This window comes from Streptomyces sp. NPDC004721, from assembly GCF_053601495.1.
The window spans coordinates 27,256-44,396 of record NZ_JBSGBZ010000061.1 but is presented as its reverse complement, the minus strand read 5'-3'; the positions used below and the strand labels follow the sequence as shown (position 1 = coordinate 44,396).

The 17,141-nt window shown below is 73.0% G+C and carries 16 protein-coding genes; 2 read left to right on the top strand and 14 right to left on the bottom strand.

The window, feature by feature from the left end:
• The 6 genes from ACWEK3_RS35510 to ACWEK3_RS35485 form a co-directional block, all read right to left on the bottom strand.
• The coding region (locus tag ACWEK3_RS35510; RefSeq protein WP_453251577.1) for a GvpL/GvpF family gas vesicle protein at window positions 1–516 on the bottom strand (516 nt) is incomplete at its 3' end.
• Window positions 513–944: a gas vesicle structural protein GvpA gene (locus tag ACWEK3_RS35505; protein WP_453251576.1), complete on the bottom strand. Its 432-nt coding sequence runs from the start codon at window positions 942–944 to the stop codon at window positions 513–515. The genes ACWEK3_RS35505 and ACWEK3_RS35510, both read right to left, overlap by 4 nt.
• Before the next feature lie 77 nt (window positions 945–1,021).
• The gene (locus ACWEK3_RS35500; RefSeq protein WP_450539769.1) at window positions 1,022–1,348 is read right to left on the bottom strand and encodes a gas vesicle protein GvpO; all 327 of its coding nucleotides are present in this window, start codon (window positions 1,346–1,348) and stop codon (window positions 1,022–1,024) included.
• A gap of 125 nt (window positions 1,349–1,473) precedes the next feature.
• On the bottom strand, window positions 1,474–3,321 hold the full coding sequence (locus tag ACWEK3_RS35495) for a transketolase (RefSeq protein ID WP_450539768.1): 1,848 nt from the start codon (window positions 3,319–3,321) through the stop codon (window positions 1,474–1,476).
• Entirely contained in the window at window positions 3,318–4,751 is a 1,434-nt protein-coding gene (locus ACWEK3_RS35490; RefSeq protein WP_453251575.1) for an NAD(P)/FAD-dependent oxidoreductase, read from the bottom strand. The genes ACWEK3_RS35495 and ACWEK3_RS35490 overlap by 4 nt, the downstream gene beginning before the upstream one ends.
• Window positions 4,752–4,979: 228 nt before the next feature.
• A complete protein-coding gene (locus tag ACWEK3_RS35485) occupies window positions 4,980–5,507 on the bottom strand; it encodes a phage holin family protein (RefSeq protein ID WP_453251574.1) in 528 nt (175 codons plus the stop codon).
• 136 nt (window positions 5,508–5,643) lie between these two features.
• Between ACWEK3_RS35485 and ACWEK3_RS35480 the strand changes: the two genes are divergently transcribed.
• Together ACWEK3_RS35480 and ACWEK3_RS35475 are read left to right on the top strand one after the other, a co-directional pair.
• On the top strand, window positions 5,644–5,991 hold the full coding sequence (locus tag ACWEK3_RS35480; RefSeq protein ID WP_450539764.1) for a VOC family protein: 348 nt from the start codon (window positions 5,644–5,646) through the stop codon (window positions 5,989–5,991).
• Window positions 5,992–6,094: 103 nt separating this feature from the next.
• Entirely contained in the window at window positions 6,095–6,442 is a 348-nt protein-coding gene (locus ACWEK3_RS35475; RefSeq protein WP_453251573.1) for a DUF6204 family protein, read from the top strand.
• On the opposite strand, the gene ACWEK3_RS35470 is transcribed toward ACWEK3_RS35475, so the two are convergent.
• The 8 genes from ACWEK3_RS35470 to ACWEK3_RS35435 all read right to left on the bottom strand — a co-directional run bounded on the left by ACWEK3_RS35470 (window position 6,420) and on the right by ACWEK3_RS35435 (window position 17,065).
• Entirely contained in the window at window positions 6,420–6,965 is a 546-nt protein-coding gene (locus ACWEK3_RS35470; protein WP_365419172.1) for a GNAT family N-acetyltransferase, read from the bottom strand. The genes ACWEK3_RS35475 and ACWEK3_RS35470 overlap by 23 nt on opposite strands.
• A 41-nt stretch (window positions 6,966–7,006) precedes the next feature.
• On the bottom strand, window positions 7,007–7,930 hold the full coding sequence (locus ACWEK3_RS35465; RefSeq protein WP_453251572.1) for a S66 peptidase family protein: 924 nt from the start codon (window positions 7,928–7,930) through the stop codon (window positions 7,007–7,009).
• Window positions 7,927–9,891 (bottom strand): LpqB family beta-propeller domain-containing protein, encoded by a 1,965-nt coding sequence (locus ACWEK3_RS35460; RefSeq protein WP_450539761.1) that lies wholly within the window; start codon window positions 9,889–9,891, stop codon window positions 7,927–7,929. The genes ACWEK3_RS35465 and ACWEK3_RS35460 overlap by 4 nt, the downstream gene beginning before the upstream one ends.
• A 4-nt stretch (window positions 9,892–9,895) precedes the next feature.
• Window positions 9,896–11,200 (bottom strand): M20/M25/M40 family metallo-hydrolase, encoded by a 1,305-nt coding sequence (locus ACWEK3_RS35455; RefSeq protein ID WP_453251571.1) that lies wholly within the window; start codon window positions 11,198–11,200, stop codon window positions 9,896–9,898.
• Window positions 11,193–12,026 (bottom strand): M55 family metallopeptidase, encoded by an 834-nt coding sequence (locus ACWEK3_RS35450; protein WP_390724690.1) that lies wholly within the window; start codon window positions 12,024–12,026, stop codon window positions 11,193–11,195. The genes ACWEK3_RS35455 and ACWEK3_RS35450 overlap by 8 nt, the downstream gene beginning before the upstream one ends.
• Before the next feature lie 151 nt (window positions 12,027–12,177).
• A complete protein-coding gene (locus ACWEK3_RS35445; protein ID WP_453251570.1) occupies window positions 12,178–13,311 on the bottom strand; it encodes a glycosyltransferase in 1,134 nt (377 codons plus the stop codon).
• The gene (locus ACWEK3_RS35440; RefSeq protein WP_453251569.1) at window positions 13,308–16,184 is read right to left on the bottom strand and encodes a bifunctional glycosyltransferase/CDP-glycerol:glycerophosphate glycerophosphotransferase; all 2,877 of its coding nucleotides are present in this window, start codon (window positions 16,182–16,184) and stop codon (window positions 13,308–13,310) included. The genes ACWEK3_RS35445 and ACWEK3_RS35440 overlap by 4 nt, the downstream gene beginning before the upstream one ends.
• 155 nt (window positions 16,185–16,339) lie before the next feature.
• Window positions 16,340–17,065 carry a class I SAM-dependent methyltransferase gene (locus ACWEK3_RS35435; RefSeq protein WP_450539755.1) on the bottom strand — a complete coding sequence of 242 codons (726 nt, stop codon included), beginning with the start codon at window positions 17,063–17,065 and terminating at the stop codon, window positions 16,340–16,342.
• Window positions 17,066–17,141 lie beyond the last annotated feature (76 nt).

Below are 17,141 nucleotides of genomic sequence, written 5' to 3'. Positions count from 1 at the left end.
CTCGCGGGCGTCGTCGGCCTCGCGGGCCTGCACGGCGGCCGCGACCAGCTCGCCGAGCCGGAGCTTGTCCTGGTAACCCCCGCCGCCGGAGCGCCGGTTGGCCTCGGCCAGGGAGCGGATCTCGGGGTTCTCGGCCATCACGCGGTGCAGGACCGCGTCCTCGACGTGGCTGGCCTTGACGTTGTACTCGACCCTGCCCTCCAGGGCGCGCAGCCGTTCACGGTAGTGGCCGGCGCGTTCGGTCAGGACGCCGGTGACGGTGTCGTCGTCGGGGGCGACGCTGCCGAACCGCATCGGCAGCACACAGCCGGCCGCACCGGCCTCGCTGAGCACGGCCTGATGGGCGAGCAGGTCCCTACGTTTGGGACGCAGCCCCTCGGGTGCGTCGCTGACGACCGCGGCCAGCCCACCCGCCTCCAGCACGCGCACCGGCCGGGCCGGCTCCCCCACACCGCCCATGCCCCGTGGCAGGGCCGGGTGGGAGGCGGTGGTGATGGCGTAGACGTACGTGCTCACTCCTGTTCCTCCTTCCGGCGGGCCGGCGGGGCCTTACGGGCCCGCGGCCGCTCCCCGCTCTCGTCCGCGTGCTCCTGGCGGGCCTGCTGGAAGGCGTCGGAGACGGTCTGCGCGGCGCCGGACAGCGCGCCCTTGGCTTTGCCGCGCGCGCCGGACTCGGTGACCTCGCCGACCAGGTCGGGCAGGCCGGGGGTGCGGTGCGGGCCGGCCTCCAGGTCGAGCCGGTTGCAGGCCTCGGCGAAGCGCAGGTAGGTGTCGACGCTGGCGACGACGACCCGCACGTCGATCTTCAGGATCTCGATGCCGACCAGGGAGACCCGCACGAACGCGTCGATCACCAGTCCCCGGTCGAGGACGAGTTCCAGTACGTCGTACAGGCCGCTGCTGCCGCCTCCGCCGCCGGACGTCTGTGCCGGGACAACGGTCATGCCAACCGCGCCTCCTGTCTGTGTCTGCTGCATGTTTATGGGGTCTTCTTCGGGCGTAGTCGCGGGCCAGGGCCGGTCTAGCGGCCGCCGGAGCGGTGGGCGTCGGCGCGGCCGCGTTCGTAGCGGTGCAGGCGCCGGTAGCCGGTGAGCCGGCCCCGCGGATCGAGTTCCACCTGGTAGCTCGCCATCAGGCTCATGGTGTCGGGCACCCGGGCCAACTCCAGGACCTCGACCTCCAGCGACCAGCCGTCCTCCGTCTGCTCGAAGGTCGTCACGGACTCGGCGGTCAGACCGGTCAGCTCGGCGAACTGGGCCCGCGCCTCGCGCAGCACCTCCATCGGCCCCGGCCGGGACACCGACTCTCCTGAACCCTGCGACTCCGCGGTGTTTTCTCTCTTCACCATGGCCACCTCTTCTTCTTCGGGTGGCCGCACGCTCCACGGCCAAACCTGTACGAACGCGGGCTTCCCGCACGTATAGTTGCGAAATCCCCGAGGAAAGCCAGTGCGTACCGTAGGCGCCCCGTCACTCACCGCACGACCGCTTCCTCCACCAGCAGCCGCGCGGCGGCCGCGATCGACTCGGCGTCGATGCCCGCGGCGTGCAGCTGCTCGGCGGGGGAGGCCGAGCCCGGCATCTCCCGGACGGCGAGCCGCACCAGGCGCGGCACCGGGCGTCCGTCGGTGAAGGCGTCGAGCACGGCGTCGCCGATGCCGCCCTCGGCGTGGTGGTCCTCCACGGTGAGCAGGCAGCCGGTGTCCTCGGCGGCCTCCCGGAGCGTGTCGCGGTCGACCGGTTTGACCGAGTACAGGTCGATCACCCGGACCGCGATGCCGTCCTGGCCGAGGACGTCGGCGGCGGCGAGCGCCTCGTGCAGGGTGACGCCCGCGGCGACGACGGTCAGCCGGTCCCGTGCGGAGGAGCGCAGCACCTTGCTGCCGCCGACGGGGAAGTCCTCCTCGGGCCCGTAGAGCACCGGGCTCGCCCCGCGCGAGGTACGCAGATAGCGGACGCCGTCCAGGTCGGCCATCCGTGCGACGAGCTCGGCGGCCTGGTTGGCGTCGCACGGGTAGAGCACGGTCGAGCCGTGGACGGCGCGCATCATCGCCAGGTCCTCCAGGCCCATCTGGCTGGGTCCGTCCTGGCCGATCGCCGTGCCCGCGTGGGAGCCGTTGAGATTGATGCCGGAGCCGCTGACGGAGGCCATCCGTACGAAGTCGTGCGCGCGGGTCAGGAAGGCCGCGAACGTCGAGGCGTACGGCACCCAGCCTCGCCGGGCCATCCCGACGGCGGCGGCGACCATCTGCTGCTCGGCGATGTAGCACTCGAAGTAGCGCTCGGGGTGCTCCTTGGCGAAGAACTCCGAGCGGGTGGAGTCGCCGACCTCGCCGTCGAGGGCCACGACGTCGCCGCGCGCGGTGCCGAGCGCGGCGAGCGCCTGGCCGTAGGCGTCGCGGGTGGCGACCTTCTCGCCCTTCTCCCAGCGGGGCAGTTCGAGGTTGCCGTCGCCCACGGCGTGCAGCGAACGGGCCGAGCGCGGCTCGTGCACGCGGACGCGGATGTCCCGGACGCCGCCCAGCTCCTCGACCGCCTCGTCGGGGTCCTTCAGCGGCTTGCCGTGCAGGCCCTCACGGTCCTCGGCGTCCTTGACGCCCCTGCCCTTGAAGGTGCGGGCGATGATCGCGGTGGGCTGCCCCCGCGTGGAGATCGCCTCGCCGAAGGCGCGGTCGACGGCGTCCACGTCGTGGCCCTCGATCTCGATCGTGTGCCAGTCGAAGGCGCGGAAGCGGCGGGCGTAGGCGTCCAGGTCGTGGCCGTGCCGGGTGGGGCCGCGCTGGCCGAGCCGGTTGACGTCGAGGATCACGGTCAGGTTGTCCAGGTGCTCGTACCCGGCGTGCTCGGCGGCCTCCCAGATCGAGCCCTCGGCCAGCTCGCTGTCCCCGCACAGCACCCACACGCGGTAGTCGGCGTGGTCCAGCCGCTTGCCGGTGAGCGCGATCCCGACGCCGATGGGCAGGCCCTGCCCGAGGGATCCGGTGGCGGTCTCCACCCACGGCAGCCGTCGCGGGGTGGGGTGCCCTTCCAGGCGGCTGCCCAGCTTGCGGAAGGTGAGCAGTTCCTCGTCGTCGATGGCGCCCGCCGCCTTGTAGGCGGAGTACAGCAGCGGGGAGGCGTGTCCCTTGGACAGGACGAAGCGGTCGTTGCCGGGGTGCTCGGGCCGGTCGAAGTCGTAGCGGAGATGGTTCGCCAGCAGGACCGCCATGATGTCGGCGGCGGACATGGAGGACGTGGGGTGCCCGGAGCCCGCCGCGGCGGCGGCGCGCACGCTGTCGACGCGCAGTTGCTGGCCGAGTTCGACGAGTTCGTCGGTGTTCATGAGTCTCCTTCCGCGGGTATGTCGTCTCGCTTGACCGGGCCGGGGGCGGGGTGCGCCCCGCCGGGCGCGGCGTCGGCCGGCTCTCCCGGTTCGGAGCCGGTCGTCGTCCTCGCCTGCCGCTCGGGCCCGCCCGGTACGCGGGCCAGCTCCGGGGAGGCCGTGTCCAGGGGCACGGACCAGGACCGTACGAGGCCCAACTGGACGAACTGGCGCGGCAGTACGGCGTCCAGCAGCCAGTCCGCGGCCACCCGGACGCGGTTGCCGGGCATCGCCGCGAGGTGGTAGGCGCGGGTGACCGCGCCGGCCACCGGCCCGGACAGCGGGACGCCGAGCGGGTCGGCGGCGGCCTGCGCGCCGCCCAGGTCCACGACGAAGCCCAGGTCGCGGTGACGGTAGGGGCGGGCCTCGCCGACGCCGAGCGAGGCGGCGACGTTGACCGCGGCGGTCCTGCCCTGCCGCCAGGCGTGCTGGGCGGTCATCGGGGTGTACCGGCCAGGGTTGTCCAGGTCGGGCACGGCGGCCGCGTCCCCGCACGCGAACACCTCCGGCCGCCCCGGCACCTGGAGGAAGGGGTCGACGACGAGCCGTCCCCGCTCCAGCGGGTGCCCGGTGCTCTCCACGAGCGGATCGGGCCGTACACCGACGCACCACACGAGCGTGCGGCTGCGGACGAACTCGCCGTCCGTCAGCAGCACCCCTTCGTGCGTGGCCTCCTTCACGGAGGTGCCCATGCGCACCTCGACGCCCCGCCTCCGCAGCACGCGGTCGGCGGTGGCCGAGAGCCGCTCGTCCAGCTCGGGCAGCACGCGGGGCGCGATGTCCAGCAGCAGCCAGCGCGACCGGATGCCCTGCCGGGGCGGGTACCTGCGCATCAGCGAGTCGGTGAACATCTTCCCGTGCGCGGCGACCTCGGTGCCGGTGTAGCCGGCGCCCACGACGACGAACGTGCAGCGGGCCGAGCAGGTCTCGGGGTCGTCCTCGCTGCTCGCCAGTTCGATCTGGCGGGTCATGTGGTCCCGCAGGTACAGGGCCTCGGGCAGGCCGCGGAACCCGTGCGCGTGCTCGGCGACGCCGGGGATCGGCAGCAGCTTGTTGACGCTGCCGACGGCGAGCACCAGCCGGTCGTAGGCCAGCGTGCCCTCGCCGCCCTCGGGGCCGGTGTAGTGCACGGTGCGCGCGTCCATGTCGATGGCGTCGGCCTCGCCGAGCACCAGCCGTACGTGGCGCAGCGTGCCGGCGAGGGAGACGGCGGTCCGGCGCGGCTCCAGGAGGCCCACGGCGACCTGGGGCAGCAGGGGCAGGTAAAGGAAGTAGTCGGTCGGGTTCAGCAGGGTGATGTCGGCCTTGCCCCGGGACATCCTGGACAGGGTCCGGGCCGTGCGGTAGCCGGCGAAGCCGGCGCCGACGATCACGATGCGGGGTCGACTCACGGTTCGCCTCCGGCGCGGTCGCGTACCTGGTGCGGAACCTTCCGCGTCCCCCTGGCCGGGGCACCCAAACGTCTCCCGGCACCGGGCCGGCCGCCCGCGGCTGCCGCGGTGCGGACACGGACGGGCGCCCGCGGGCCGGGGGCGAGCGGGTGCCCGGTGTCATGTCACGCTCCAACAGGTCGCAGTTCGGAACACGACGGAAAACGCGACAGGGAACGCGACGCGGTGTCAGGCCCGGTGGTCCGTTCCCGGGTCGGTCTCGCCGGGGCGTTCCGGCCGGGTCGCTCCGGACGGAGGCGCGGGCGGCATCGGCGGTACGGGCGGGTGCGCCGCACCCGCCGTCCTGCCGGCCGCGCCCGCCGCGCCGGCCGTGCCCGCCACCGCTCCGGTGCCGCCCGCGGGCGGGACGCCCGGGTCGTGTCCGACCGCGAGGTCCGCGGCGCGGTCCGGGGCGGGCCGCGGCGCCGACGGCCGGGCGGCCTCGCGCAGCGCGTAGGCCGCCGCGCCCAGGATCGCCGCGGTGATCAGTGCGGCGGCCCAGCCGGGCAGCCCGATCGCGAGGGCCAGCCCCACGGCGAGCGCGAGAGCCGCGCCCGCGTACAGGGCGACGGCGCCGGACGCGGCGTAGAGCGTGGCGGTGCGACGCCGCCTGCGGGTCTGGTCGCGCAGTTCGTCGCGCACCGTCTCACGCGCCACCTGCGCCAGTTCGTCGACCAGTTGCTTGTCCAAGTGCTCCAGGTGATCCAAGCCCTTCATGAACCGCGAGTACCCGCACAGGCGTACGCATAACGCCGTCCGGGGATGTCCGGGGATGTGGCGGAGGGGGTGGGGGTCGCCGGGCGATCCGGTGAAACGATCACCTCCCCGGACGCCCCCAACTACGCTCGTGCGCATGGAGATTCTGGGAACCACCCTGCGCGTCTGCGTCAACGATCTGGACACCGCCGTCCCGTTCTACGAAGGTCTCGCGGGCGCCAGAGCTCTCCGCTTCGAACAGGGCGGCGTCCAGGTGGCCGCGGTCGGCTGCTTCCTGCTGATGAGCGGCCCCGAGACGCAGCTGGAGGTGCTGCGCAAGGTGACGGCGACGATAGCCGTGGAGGACGTCGACGAGGCTCACCGGGTGCTGACCGGGCTCGGCGCGCACATCGTCGCCGGGCCGGTCCCGACACCGGTGGGCCGCAACCTGATCGCCCTGCACCCGGACGGGACGGTGTACGAGTACATGGACCGCCGGGGCTGAGCGGGCGCGGCGATATTCCGTGGCCGGCGCGTCGTGGGCGCCGTAGAGTCGGCCGGTCGACCCCTGTGGCCGATGGCCGAGCATGGAGAAGTACGGAGATCCGATGAGCGAGCAGCACACCTACCGGGTGATCGTCCGGGGCACCTGGGACGCACTGACCGACGAGGCACGGGAACGGCTGCGCGCGGAGGCGGACGAGCACGGCATGCTCAGCATGCGGTTCACCGAGGAGGGCTCGCTGTCGTACGAGCCGTCCCCGCTGAAGCACTTCTCGATGCGCTACGTCGTGGTGTGCGACGCGGAGGACGACGAGGAGATGGCGGCCGCGATCGCGGAGGACCGCGCGGAGACCGCCCTGCGCGGCCTCGGATACGGCTTTCGTGACCTGCGGTCGACCGTGACGGACCTGGACACCATGAAGGTCAACTTCAAGCGCGCATCCCGGCGGTGAGCGCCCACCGCTCGTGGTCGCGCCAGGCCCCGTCGATGAAGAGCATGTCCGGCGAGAAGCCCTCCAGGCGGAAGCCGCAGGCGCGGGCCAGCGCGATCGAGGCGGTGTTCAGCGGCTGGACGTTGATCTCCAGCCGGTGCAGCCGCATCGGGCCGAAGGCGTACCCGATGACGAGGTCGAGGCCCTCGCGCATCAGGCCGCGCCCGGCGGCGTGCGCGAAGGCTCCGTAGCCGAGCGCTCCGGACCGGAAGGCGCCGTGCACGATGTTGTTGATGTTGACGAACCCGGCGAGTGCGCCCGCGTCCTTCTCGCAGACCAGGAAGCCCGCCTTCGCCGGGTCCTCGATCAGCCGCCGGGCGTAGGCGGCGTACGCCTCGGCGGTGGCCGGCGGGAAGAGCCACGGGTGGTGCAGGTCCTCGCTCTCCCGGACCCGTGCGGTGAACTCGGCGCCGTCCTCCCGGGTGAAGGGGCGGATGCCCACGCGGGGCCCCTCGGCGAGGAAGCGGGCTGCGGTGTGCGGCATGCCGTCACCCTACGCGCGGCGCGCGCCCGGCCGCCGCACGGTCAGCGAAGGGCGGGCTCGTCGAGCGCCAACGTGCCCTCGTCCGCGTCGAGTTCGGCCGCGACACCGAAGGGAACCGTCAACGCCCCCTCGCAGTGCCCGAAGCCGAACTCCTCGGCGACGGGCACCCCGAGTCCGCCGAGCCGGTCGGCGAGCAGGGCCCGCACCCGGTCGGGGGTCTCGCAGTCCTTCCACGAGCCGAGCAGCACCCCGCGCACCCCGTCGAGCCAGCCGGCCCGCAGCAGTTGGGTGAGGTAGCGGTCCAGGCGGTAGGCCTCCTCGCCCACGTCCTCCAGGCACAGCAGACCGCCGGCCGCGCCGTGCCGCGCGTGCGGTGTGCCGAGGTCGGCGGCGAGCAGGGCCAGACAGCCGCCGAGGGTGACGCCCCGGGCCCGCCCGGGAACCAGGGCCGGGCCGCCGGAGGCGATCGTGCGGACCGTCTCGGGCGCGAACAGGGTCGCTCGCAGATGCCGCTGCGCCCGGTCGTTCTTGACGAAGTCGACACCGGCGGCCATCGGTCCGTGCAGCGTGACCAGGCCCAGGCGGGTGGCGAACGCCTCGTGCAGCGCGGTGATGTCGCTGAACCCGACGAACACCTTCGGGCCCGCCGCCCCCATGGCCTCCCAGTCGAGCAGGTCCACCATGCGCTGCGCCCCGTAGCCGCCGCGGGCGCACAGCACCGCGTCCACGGACGGATCGCACCAGGCGCCCTGAAGGTCGGCGGCGCGGTCGCGGTCCGTACCCGCCAGGTAGTCGAACGTGCCGTGCCGGGCCGTCACGTGCGGCGCCACCACCGGATCCAGGTCCCAGCCGCGCAGCACGTCCAGGCCCGCCTGCAACCGCTCCTCGGGCACGGGCCCGCTGGGCGCGACGACGGCCACGCGGGCACCAGGGGCGAGCCGGGTGGGGCGGACGAGTTCCTTCACGTGCCGAGCTCCAGGGTGGGGATGCCGGCCGGGTCCAGGCCGAAGACCTGAGCGTACAGCGACAGCTCCGCCTCCAGCGCCCGCACCATGGTGTCGGCCCGGCGGAAGCCGTGCCCCTCGCCCTCGAACGCGAGGTAGGCGTGCGGCACCCGCCGGCCGGTCAGCCGGGCGAGGAACCGCTCGCACTGGGTCGGCGGGCAGATCACGTCGTCCAGGCCCTGGAGCAGCAGGAAGGGCGCCGTGATCCGGTGGGCGTGCTCGGCGGGCGAGCGCTCCGCGTACCGGCCGGGCACCTCGGCGATCGGCCCGACCAGGGTCTCCAGGTACTGCGACTCGAAGTCGTGGGTCTCCCCGCTGCCCCAGCCGGTCAGGTCGAGAATCGGGTAGCTGATCGTGCCGCAGGCGTACACGTCGGTCGTGGTCAGGGAGGCCGCCGTGGTCCAGCCGCCCGCGCTGCCGCCCCGGATCGCCAGCCGGGCGCGGTCGGCGGTGCCCTCCTCGGCGAGGGCGAGCGCGACGGCCGCGCAGTCCTCGACGTCGACGACGCCCCACTGCTCGCGCAGCCGGTTGCGGTACTCGCGGCCGTGCCCGGTGGATCCGCCGTAGTTGACCTCGGCGACCCCGATGCCGCGCGAGGTGAAGTAGGCGATCTCCAGGTCGAGCACGAGGGGCGCCCGGCTGGTGGGCCCGCCGTGCGCCCACACGACGTACGGCGGCAGCTCGCCGGCGGGCGGCACGCAATCGGGGTGGTGCGGCGGGTAGATGTGGGCGTGGACCTCCCGGCCGTCCGGCCCGGTGAAGGTGCGGATCCGCGGCTCGGGGTAGTAGGCGGGGTCGACCGGGTCGTCGTGGGCGGCCCCGATCACCCGTGCCCGGCCTGTGCGGGTGTCCAGCTCGACGACCTCGTACGCGCTGCGGGGGCCGGCGGCCACCGCGACGACCCGGTCGCCGTGCGCCGCCGGCGCCGCGTCGAACTCGGTCCAGGGGCCCGCCGTGTCGACGACCTCGCCCGTCTCCGGGTCGAGCACGCCGAGGGCGGTGGCGCCGCGACCGTGCACGACCGCGATCAGACCACAGTCCAGCGGCGCGAACCAGCGCTGGCCCAGCTTCCACAGCGGGCCGCCGAACTCCTCCTCGCGCACGCACAGGGGCTCACCGTCGCGGTAGAGGTTCCACCAGCCGCTGCGGTCGCTCGCGTACAGCAGTGAGCCGTCGACGGCCCAGTCCGCCTGGGCGATGGACTCCTCGGGGCCGCCGGCCACCGTCCGGGGCGCGCCGAACGAGCCGTCGGCGCGCACCTGGGCCACCAGCAGCTCCGTGCCGTCCCACGGCATCCGCGGGTGGTCCCAGGCCAGCCAGGCCGCGCGCCGTCCGTCGGGGGAGAGCCGGGGGCCGGTCACGAACCGGTGCCGGTCGTCGGTGAGTTCGCGCACCGCGGCCCGGTCCCCGGCCGCCGAGCCGTCGAGCGGTACGGCGGCCAGGACGCGCCGTATGTCGGTGGGCGCCTCCCCGGTGAACTCCTCCAGCACGCACCACACTTCGCCGTGTTCCAGGCGCAACTGCGGTTCGGCCCAGCGCAGTCCGCCGCCCACCGCCGAGAGCGGGGTGAGCGGGCGGGGCTCGCCGCCGGGCTCGTACCGGTACAGGCGCTGGTCGGCGAAGTGCACGAACACCAGCAGCGGCGTGCCGTCCACGACGGCTCCCGCCCAGGGCCGGCCCCCGTACTCGATGACGCGGCTGCGCACGTTCCACGGCTCGGGCAGCACCGTGGACTGCGAGCCGTCGGCGTGCCGCCGTACCAGCGCCCGGCGTCCGCCCTCGGCGGGCCGCGGCTCGGTCCACCACACCTCGTCGCCGACGAATCCGGGGAACTCCGGCTTGCCGTCGTGCGCGGCCGCGAGGGCCGCGTCGATGGGCGAGGGCCAGGATCCGCAGGGCAGGGTGCGCACGTTTTCCCCCATCGTCTCAGGCGGTCCGCAGGAAGCGGTCCAGGACGCGGACGCCGAAGTGCAGCGCCTCGACGGGGACACGCTCGTCGACTCCGTGGAACAGGGCGTTGTAGTCGAAGCCCTCGGGCAGCTTCAGCGGCGAGAACCCGTACCCGGTGATGCCCAGCCGGGAGAACTGCTTGGCGTCGGTGCCGCCGGGCATGCAGAACGGCACGACGTGGCCCTCCGGCGCGAACTCCTCGACGGCGGCCCGCATCGCCGCGAAGGCCGGCGAGTCGACCGGCGACTGGAGCGCCACCTCGCGGTGCTGGAACTCCCAGTCCACGTCCGGTCCGGTCAGTTCGTCGAGGGTGGCGCGGAACTCCTCCTCGCTGCCGGGCAGATACCGCCCGTCGACGTGGGCGACCGCCTCCCCCGGGATCACGTTGATCTTGTAACCCGCCTCGAGCATGGTGGGGTTGGCGCTGTTGCGCAGCGTCGCCTCGACCAGCCGGGCCGCCGGGCCCAGCTTGTCCACCAGCGCGTCCACGTCCCGCAGGTCCGCCTCGATGCCGTACAGGACGGCGAGTTCGGTGAGGGCCGCGCGCACCGTCGGGGTGAGCCGTACGGGCCATTCGTGGGCGCCGATCCGGGCGATCGCCGCGGCGAGCCGGGTCACCGCGTTCTCCCGGTTGACCCGGGAGCCGTGGCCCGCCCGCCCGTGCGCGGAGAGCCGCAGCCAGGCGGTGCCGCGCTCACCGGCGGCGATCGGGTAGATCTGCCGTCCGGCGCCGTCGTGGTAGGTGTACGCCCCCGACTCGCTGATGCCCTCGGTGCAGCCCTCGAACAGCCCCGCGTGCTGCTCGGCGAGGAAGCCGGAGCCGTCCTCGGCGCTCGCCTCCTCGTCGGCGGTGAAGGCGATCACCACGTCCCGCCGCGGCCGCAGCCCCTGCCGGGCCCAGGAGCGGACCACGGCGAGGACCATCGCGTCCATGTTCTTCATGTCGACCGCGCCCCGGCCCCACACGACCCCGTCGCGGACCTCACCGGAGAACGGGTGCACGCTCCAGTCCTCGGCGCGCGCAGGCACCACGTCCAGATGACCGTGCACCAGCAGCGCGTCCGCCGCCGGGTCGGTGCCCTCGATCCTGGCCACGACGTTGGTCCGGCCCGGGGTGCGCTCCAGGAGCACCGGTTCCAGTCCCGCCCCGGCGAGTTGCTCGGCGGCGTACTCGGCCGCCGGGCGCTCCCGGCAGTCGCCGCCGCCCCGGTTGGTGGTGTCGATGCGGATCAGGTCGGACGTGAAGCCGACGACCTCGTCCAGCGCCTGCGCGTCAGCCATACTGCTCCTCGATCGCGGACGAGGCGATCGTGGTGACCGCCTTGAAGGTGCGGATCGCCTCGTACATGGTCGCGCTGGTGTAGGCGACCTTGCGCTCCCCGGCCCGGCCCACTCCCGGCACGACGGTGCAGGCCATGGCGAGGTGCTCGGCGTCGAACTCGACGGCGACGGTGAACGGGCCGCCCTCCACCGGTTCGTGACGGACCGCCAGTTCGGCCGCCTGCTTGGCCGCTGCGCGGATGTCGGCAGCGGTGCGGGCCGGGGTGCGGCACACGGCCGCGTACCGCGACACGTGGTCCTTCACGGCGACCTTGAGCGCCCCGGGCGCGTACCCGAGGGCGTCCTCGCAGGCCACGTCGTCCCCGGTGACCAGCACCACCGGCACCCCGTACTCGGCGACCACATGGGCGTTGAGCAGCCCCTCGCTGGCCCGTACGTCGTTCAGCCACACCCCGGTGATGGAGTTGGCGAGATAGGTGTGGGCGAGGACGCCCTCCATGCCGGCGCCGGCGTGGTAGCCGACGAAGGCGATGCCGTCGACGTCGTCGTGCTGCACGCCCTCCACCATGGACAGCGACTTGTGCCGTCCGGTGAGCATCTGCGCCCGCTCGTCCAGCCGCTCCAGCAGCAGGTTGCGCATGGTCCAGTGCGCCTCGTTGACGAGGACCTCGTCGGCGCCCCCGTCGAAGAAGCCGCGTACGGCCGCGTCGACGTCCGAGGTGAACATCGCCCGGCACCGCTCCCACTGCGGCGTCCCCGGCAACACGTCGGCAGGCCAGGTGACACCGGTGGCGCCCTCCATGTCGGCGCTGATGAGGATCTTCATGGAGCGTCACGTTACGCGCCGATCAGCGAACCGGCTACGGAGAGGCGGTGAAAGTCGGCGGGTGGGCGAACGGCGGGGACACACCCCTCTCACCTCCGGCGCCCCGGGCACCGGGGGGTGCCGGGGGCGCGGGCGGCGGGCGGTGCGGTCCTCAGCGTTCCAGGAAGTCGAAGAGGTCTTCCCAGCGCTGGGTGATGACGTCCGGGTCGAAGCGGTGGGCGCTGCGCAGGGCCTCGTCGCCCATCGTGTCGCGCAGTCGCTCGTCGGCCATCAGGCGCACAAGATGACGGGCGAGTTCGGAGGTGTTGCCGGGTCGGGCGAGCAGGCCGTTCTCCTCGTGGGCGACGATCTCGCGGACGCCGGGCGCGCAGTCGAAGGCCACGCACGGCACGCCGGTCGCCATGGCCTCCAGCAGGACCAGCGGGAAGCCCTCGCCGCGGGAGGACTGGACGAAGACGGAGGAGCCGCGCAGCGCGCCGGGCACGTCGTCGGTCTGCCCGGCGAAGTCGACGGAGTCCTCCAGGCCGAGTTCCGCGCGCTGCCGCTTGAGCTGCGCCTCGGCCTCTCCCCTGCCGTAGATGCGCAGGGTCCAGCCGGGCTGCTTCGGCGCGGCCTCGGCCCAGGCGTCCAGGAGCATGTCGACGCCCTTCTCGTGGGAGAGCCGGCCGACGTTCACGACGACCTTCTCGGTGCGCGGCGAGGGGGTGTCGGGCACGATGGACAGCGGGTTGGGCATGAAACCGACGTTGTTCATGCCCTCGACCCCCCAGTGGTCGGCGTCCTCCCGGGTGAGTGCCAGCAGCCGGTCGACGTCCTTGAAGTACCTCTTCACGCGCGCGAAGCGGGACGACTTGCGGGACGTCTCGAAGGACTCGTGGGTCATGCCGATGACGCGATGTCCGGCGGTGTCCGCGAGGGCCACCCACTCCATCGCCCACACCTGGGCGACGATGATCATCGCGCCGGGCCGGGCGTCCTGGAACAGCGACGAGAGTCGGCTCGCGGCGGTCCGCATGTGGGTCTCGTGGCGGCGCACGGCCGGGTCGAAGCGGCCGAGCAGGCGGCGTGGCCTGGGCCGGCCCGGCGGGCGGCGGGCGTACAGCGTCACGGTCCGGAACGGCGGCTGGTCGCCGAGGGCCATCGGATGGTTGGGCGGGGTGACGCCGACGACGGTGACCCGGTGCCCGCGCTCGGCCAGCGACTCGGCCATCTGGATCTGCCAGCGGCCCACACCGCCGAGTTCGTTGACCTCGTTGGCCACGAAGAAGATGTCGCGCTGGGTCATCGGGTCTCTCCTGCGGGGCCGAAGAATCGGTCCACGATCTGCGCCGCGGCGTCCCCGCGGTCGTACTCGCCGTACTTGTCCACGAACTCCTTCAGCCGGGCCTCGTACTTCGACTGCACGGTGCTCAGGTCGCCGATCACGGTGAACAGTTCGTCCTCGGTGCGCGGGACGGGTCCCGGCGCCTCGGCCAGCAGGTCGAAGTAGGTGCCGCGGGTGTCCTGGGCGTACTGCTCCCAGTCGTGGGCGTAGAACACGATGGGACGCCGGAGCAGCGCGTAGTCGAACATCACCGACGAATAGTCGGTGATCAGGGAGTCGGCGAGCAGGAGCAGCGGGGTGATGTCCGGTTCGGCGCTGACGTTGATCACGCGCCCCGCGACCGACGGCGGCAGGGTGAGCCGGTTCAGGTAGTGCGCGCGGACGAGGAGGGTGTGGTCGTCGCCGAAGCGCGCGGCGAATTCCTCGATGTCGAAGGGGAACTCGAAGTCCCGTACGCGGCCGTCGGGATGGGCGCGGAACGTCGGCGCGTACAGCAGCACGCGCCGGTCCGGGGCGAGGCCCAGCCGCTCGGCCAGCCGCTGTGCGTCGGCGGGCAGCGGTGCCCCCTCGCGGACCCGCACCAGGGCGTCGTTGCGCGGGTAGCCGGTGCGCAGCAGCTTCTCCTCGGGGATGCGGTAGGCGCGGGCGAGGGTGCGCACGTCGTGCTCGCCGCGGACCACGAAGTGGTCGAAGCGGTCCAGCGCCTGCTGGTAGGAGCGCTGCTCCGGTTCGGGCAGCATCCGGTAGGTGGGCTCGTCGAAGCCCATCCGCTTCAGGGCCGAGCCGTGCCAGGTCTGGATGTACGTCGTCTCCGGGCGTTTGGCGAGCCGCAGCGGGTAGCCCTGGTTGTCGATCCAGAACTCCGCCTGGGCGAGCGCCTTGAGGTAGCGCCAGGACCAGCGGCGCACCAGCTGCGCGTCCTTCGGGAAGCCCGTGGGGCGCTCGCCGGCGTACGACCAGATCGGGGTGATCGGCGCCTTGCGGCGGCGCAGTTCCTCGAAGATGGCGCGCGGGCTGTCGCTGTACTGCTTGCCGAGGTGGCTCTCGAAGACGACGGTGCCCTTGCGGACGGGCAGCCTGCGCAGCATGCGGTCGTAGACCTGGAGCTTGCGGGTGCCGGAGTTCAGGTCGCGGCGCACGGCCCGCAGCGTGCGGTAGGCGCGCTTGGCGGCCCGCGCGGGGCGCCCGTGCAGATTGCGCTCGACGGCGGCGCGGCCGGTGCGGGCGAGCCGGCCCTGCTGGATGAGCCGGAAGGCCAGGTGGCCCTTGGCGGACACCTGCGCCTCGAGCCGGTCGGCCATGAGCCGGGTCAGGCGGGGCCGGACGGGCAGGGACGCGGCGTTCTCCAGGTCGACGGCGCCGACGGTGAGCCGGCTGGTGGTGCGCTTGCCGCCGGCGGTCAGGTGCAGCCGGACGTCCCACACGTCGTCGATGATGCCGAGTGGTCTGAGCCGCCGGGCCAGCGGCACCTGGGCACGCCAGGCGATCGCGTCGCCCTCGTGGCGCGGGGCGGGCACCGGGAAGCGGAAGGTCTGGAGGCTGCGGCGGCGGGCCCGGAACTCCAGCTCGGCGCTGAGCTCGGCGCCGGGGTCGATGGCGTGCAGCGGGTTGACGATCTCGCCGGCGAGCACCACGTCGCCGCCGTGGACCGCGTACTCGGTGAGCCGGTTGCGCAGGGCCATCCGGTTCAGCGGCCGGGCGTGGTAGCCGAGGGTGGTGACGTCCAGGACGGCGCGCATCTCGGGGTCGTCGAGGTAGCGGTCGGTCCAGTAGACCCGGCCGCCCCGCTCGGCCAGCGGGGCGGAGATCTTGTGCCGGTTGATGAGGGTGTCGATGGCCGGCATCAGGTCGGTCCAGTCCTCGCGCAGCAGCAGCTGGGCGCAGATGGCGTGGACGCGGTCGAGCTCGGCGTAGGCCGCGTCGGGGAAGTCCTGGACGTAGCCGCGGGCCAGTTCGGCGAAGCGGTGGCGGTAGTCGTCGTCGAGGAAGGGCAGATCCCGCAGGTACAGCACCAGGTCGTGCTTGAGGAACTTGATGTCCTTGCGCAGCTTCAGCTCGTCCTGGCCCTGGCGGTCCAGGATGGCGTCGATACGGCGGTGGATCTCGACCCGGTCGGCGAAGTTGCTGATCTCACCGCGCCGGTTGCTGATCGACTTGACGGCGGTCTTCTGGACCACGTTCCAGTGGTAGACCGTGTTGGGGATGAGGGTGATCCGCTGCGCGGCCAGATAGGCCTGCGCGGAGAAGAGCAGGTCCTCGTAGTGGATGCCCCGGGGGAAGACGAGGTCGTTGTCGATCAGGAACCGGCGCCGGTAGCACTTGTTGGTCGACAGGGTGTCGAAGACGAACAGGTCCGGCAGCTCGGCGACGGAGTCCAGTGTGCGGGTGCTCCGGTACAGCCAGGGGTACCAGAGCACGCGCTTGTCGTGCCGGCTGTCGGTGTGAACCCGGACACACAGGCCGGAGACGAGATCGGCGTCGGTGCGGTCGGCGGCCTCGATCATGTTGCGGCAGGCGTTCCGCTCCAGGGTGTCGTCGCTGTCCAGGAACATCACGTACCGGCCGCGGGCCACCTTGACGCCCTGGTTGCGGGGCTCTCCGCAGCCGCCGCTGTTCTCCGGGAGCCGGATCGCCCGCACCCGGTCGGGGTGGGCCGCGGCGAGCGCCTGCGCGACCTCGTGGGAGCCGTCCGTCGAGCAGTCGTCGGCGATGATCACCTCGACATTGCGAAGTGTTTGCTCGAGGACGGAACCTACGGCTGTCGGAAGTCGCTCTTCGTCGTTGTAGACGATGACGACGACACTGACGTCCGGCTCCGGCGCGACGATCGACACGGCCACCTCTCGTCTCTGTTCCGTTCGGTCTGCGGGGGGGGGTGGGCGTAACCCTACAGCGTGTAGGGGTCGGTTCGGGCCCCCACTCCCTTCAAACTACGCCAATGCGACAATACGCCGTCCCACTGACACGCAGAGCACGACCGCCGGGCCGGTCAGTGGGCGCGGCCTGCCACGAACCACTGCGACGGCAGCTCGATACGGGTGCCGTCGGAGGTGAACTCCGCGGTGACCAGGGGCATTTCACCGCCCGCCAGGACAGTGAGGCCGGCCGAGCCGAGATACTGCGGCACGGCGGCGTCGGCGACTTCGCCGGGCGCGATGCCGTGCCGGAGGACCGGGGCGAGCTTGGGCGGCGGACCGGCGGGGTCCCGCGCGAGTCCGCCCAGGACCAGGCGGGCGGACTCGGACGGTTCAACGAGGAAGACCCGGCCGCGCTCGCCGACGAGGGTGGCGATCCCGTCGGCGAGCGCCTGCCGGTCGTCCGGATCGCACTGGTGCAGCACGCCCCGCATGTAGACGTTCACGTCGCCCAGCTCGGCGTGCAGCGTCTCCACCTCGCTCTTGTCGGCGGCGTCCAGCACCCGGTACGCGGCCCGGCCCGCGCGGTCGCCGCGCCGGGCGTGCCGGACGGCCGCCGCGGCGATGTCGACGCCGACGACGCGCCCGAAGCGCCCGGCGAGGAACCGGGTCTGTGTGCCGTTGCCGCACCCCAGGTCGACCAGGGTCAGCACCAGGTCGGCCAAGTGTGGTCGGAGCAGCGGCAGATGGAGACCGGCGGTCACCTCGGGCCCGGCGTCCCAGAACACCGACCCCGGCTCCTCGGGAGCCTCACTCCAGAACCCCTCCCACGCCTGCCGGTACCGGCTCGTCGCACTCATGCCCAACTCCCCTGCAAAGCAGCCTTGTTCCGTCACAGCCGACGGTCCTTCCGGTCTACCGGCCGGGGCCCGGCCC

What these genes read in the sequence shown, in the direction of transcription:
- ACWEK3_RS35505 (WP_453251576.1), bottom strand. Translation starts at nt 944, where the DNA reads ATGACCGTTGTCCCGGCACAGACGTCCGGCGGCGGAGGCGGCAGCAGC.
- ACWEK3_RS35500 (WP_450539769.1), bottom strand. Translation starts at nt 1,348, where the DNA reads ATGGTGAAGAGAGAAAACACCGCGGAGTCGCAGGGTTCAGGAGAGTCG.
- ACWEK3_RS35495 (WP_450539768.1), bottom strand. Translation starts at nt 3,321, where the DNA reads ATGAACACCGACGAACTCGTCGAACTCGGCCAGCAACTGCGCGTCGAC.
- ACWEK3_RS35485 (WP_453251574.1), bottom strand. Translation starts at nt 5,507, where the DNA reads ATGAAGGGCTTGGATCACCTGGAGCACTTGGACAAGCAACTGGTCGAC.
- ACWEK3_RS35480 (WP_450539764.1), top strand. Translation starts at nt 5,644, where the DNA reads ATGGAGATTCTGGGAACCACCCTGCGCGTCTGCGTCAACGATCTGGAC.
- ACWEK3_RS35475 (WP_453251573.1), top strand. Translation starts at nt 6,095, where the DNA reads ATGAGCGAGCAGCACACCTACCGGGTGATCGTCCGGGGCACCTGGGAC.
- ACWEK3_RS35470 (WP_365419172.1), bottom strand. Translation starts at nt 6,965, where the DNA reads ATGCCGCACACCGCAGCCCGCTTCCTCGCCGAGGGGCCCCGCGTGGGC.
- ACWEK3_RS35460 (WP_450539761.1), bottom strand. Translation starts at nt 9,891, where the DNA reads ATGGGGGAAAACGTGCGCACCCTGCCCTGCGGATCCTGGCCCTCGCCC.
- ACWEK3_RS35455 (WP_453251571.1), bottom strand. Translation starts at nt 11,200, where the DNA reads ATGGCTGACGCGCAGGCGCTGGACGAGGTCGTCGGCTTCACGTCCGAC.
- ACWEK3_RS35450 (WP_390724690.1), bottom strand. Translation starts at nt 12,026, where the DNA reads ATGAAGATCCTCATCAGCGCCGACATGGAGGGCGCCACCGGTGTCACC.
- ACWEK3_RS35445 (WP_453251570.1), bottom strand. Translation starts at nt 13,311, where the DNA reads ATGACCCAGCGCGACATCTTCTTCGTGGCCAACGAGGTCAACGAACTC.
- ACWEK3_RS35435 (WP_450539755.1), bottom strand. Translation starts at nt 17,065, where the DNA reads ATGAGTGCGACGAGCCGGTACCGGCAGGCGTGGGAGGGGTTCTGGAGT.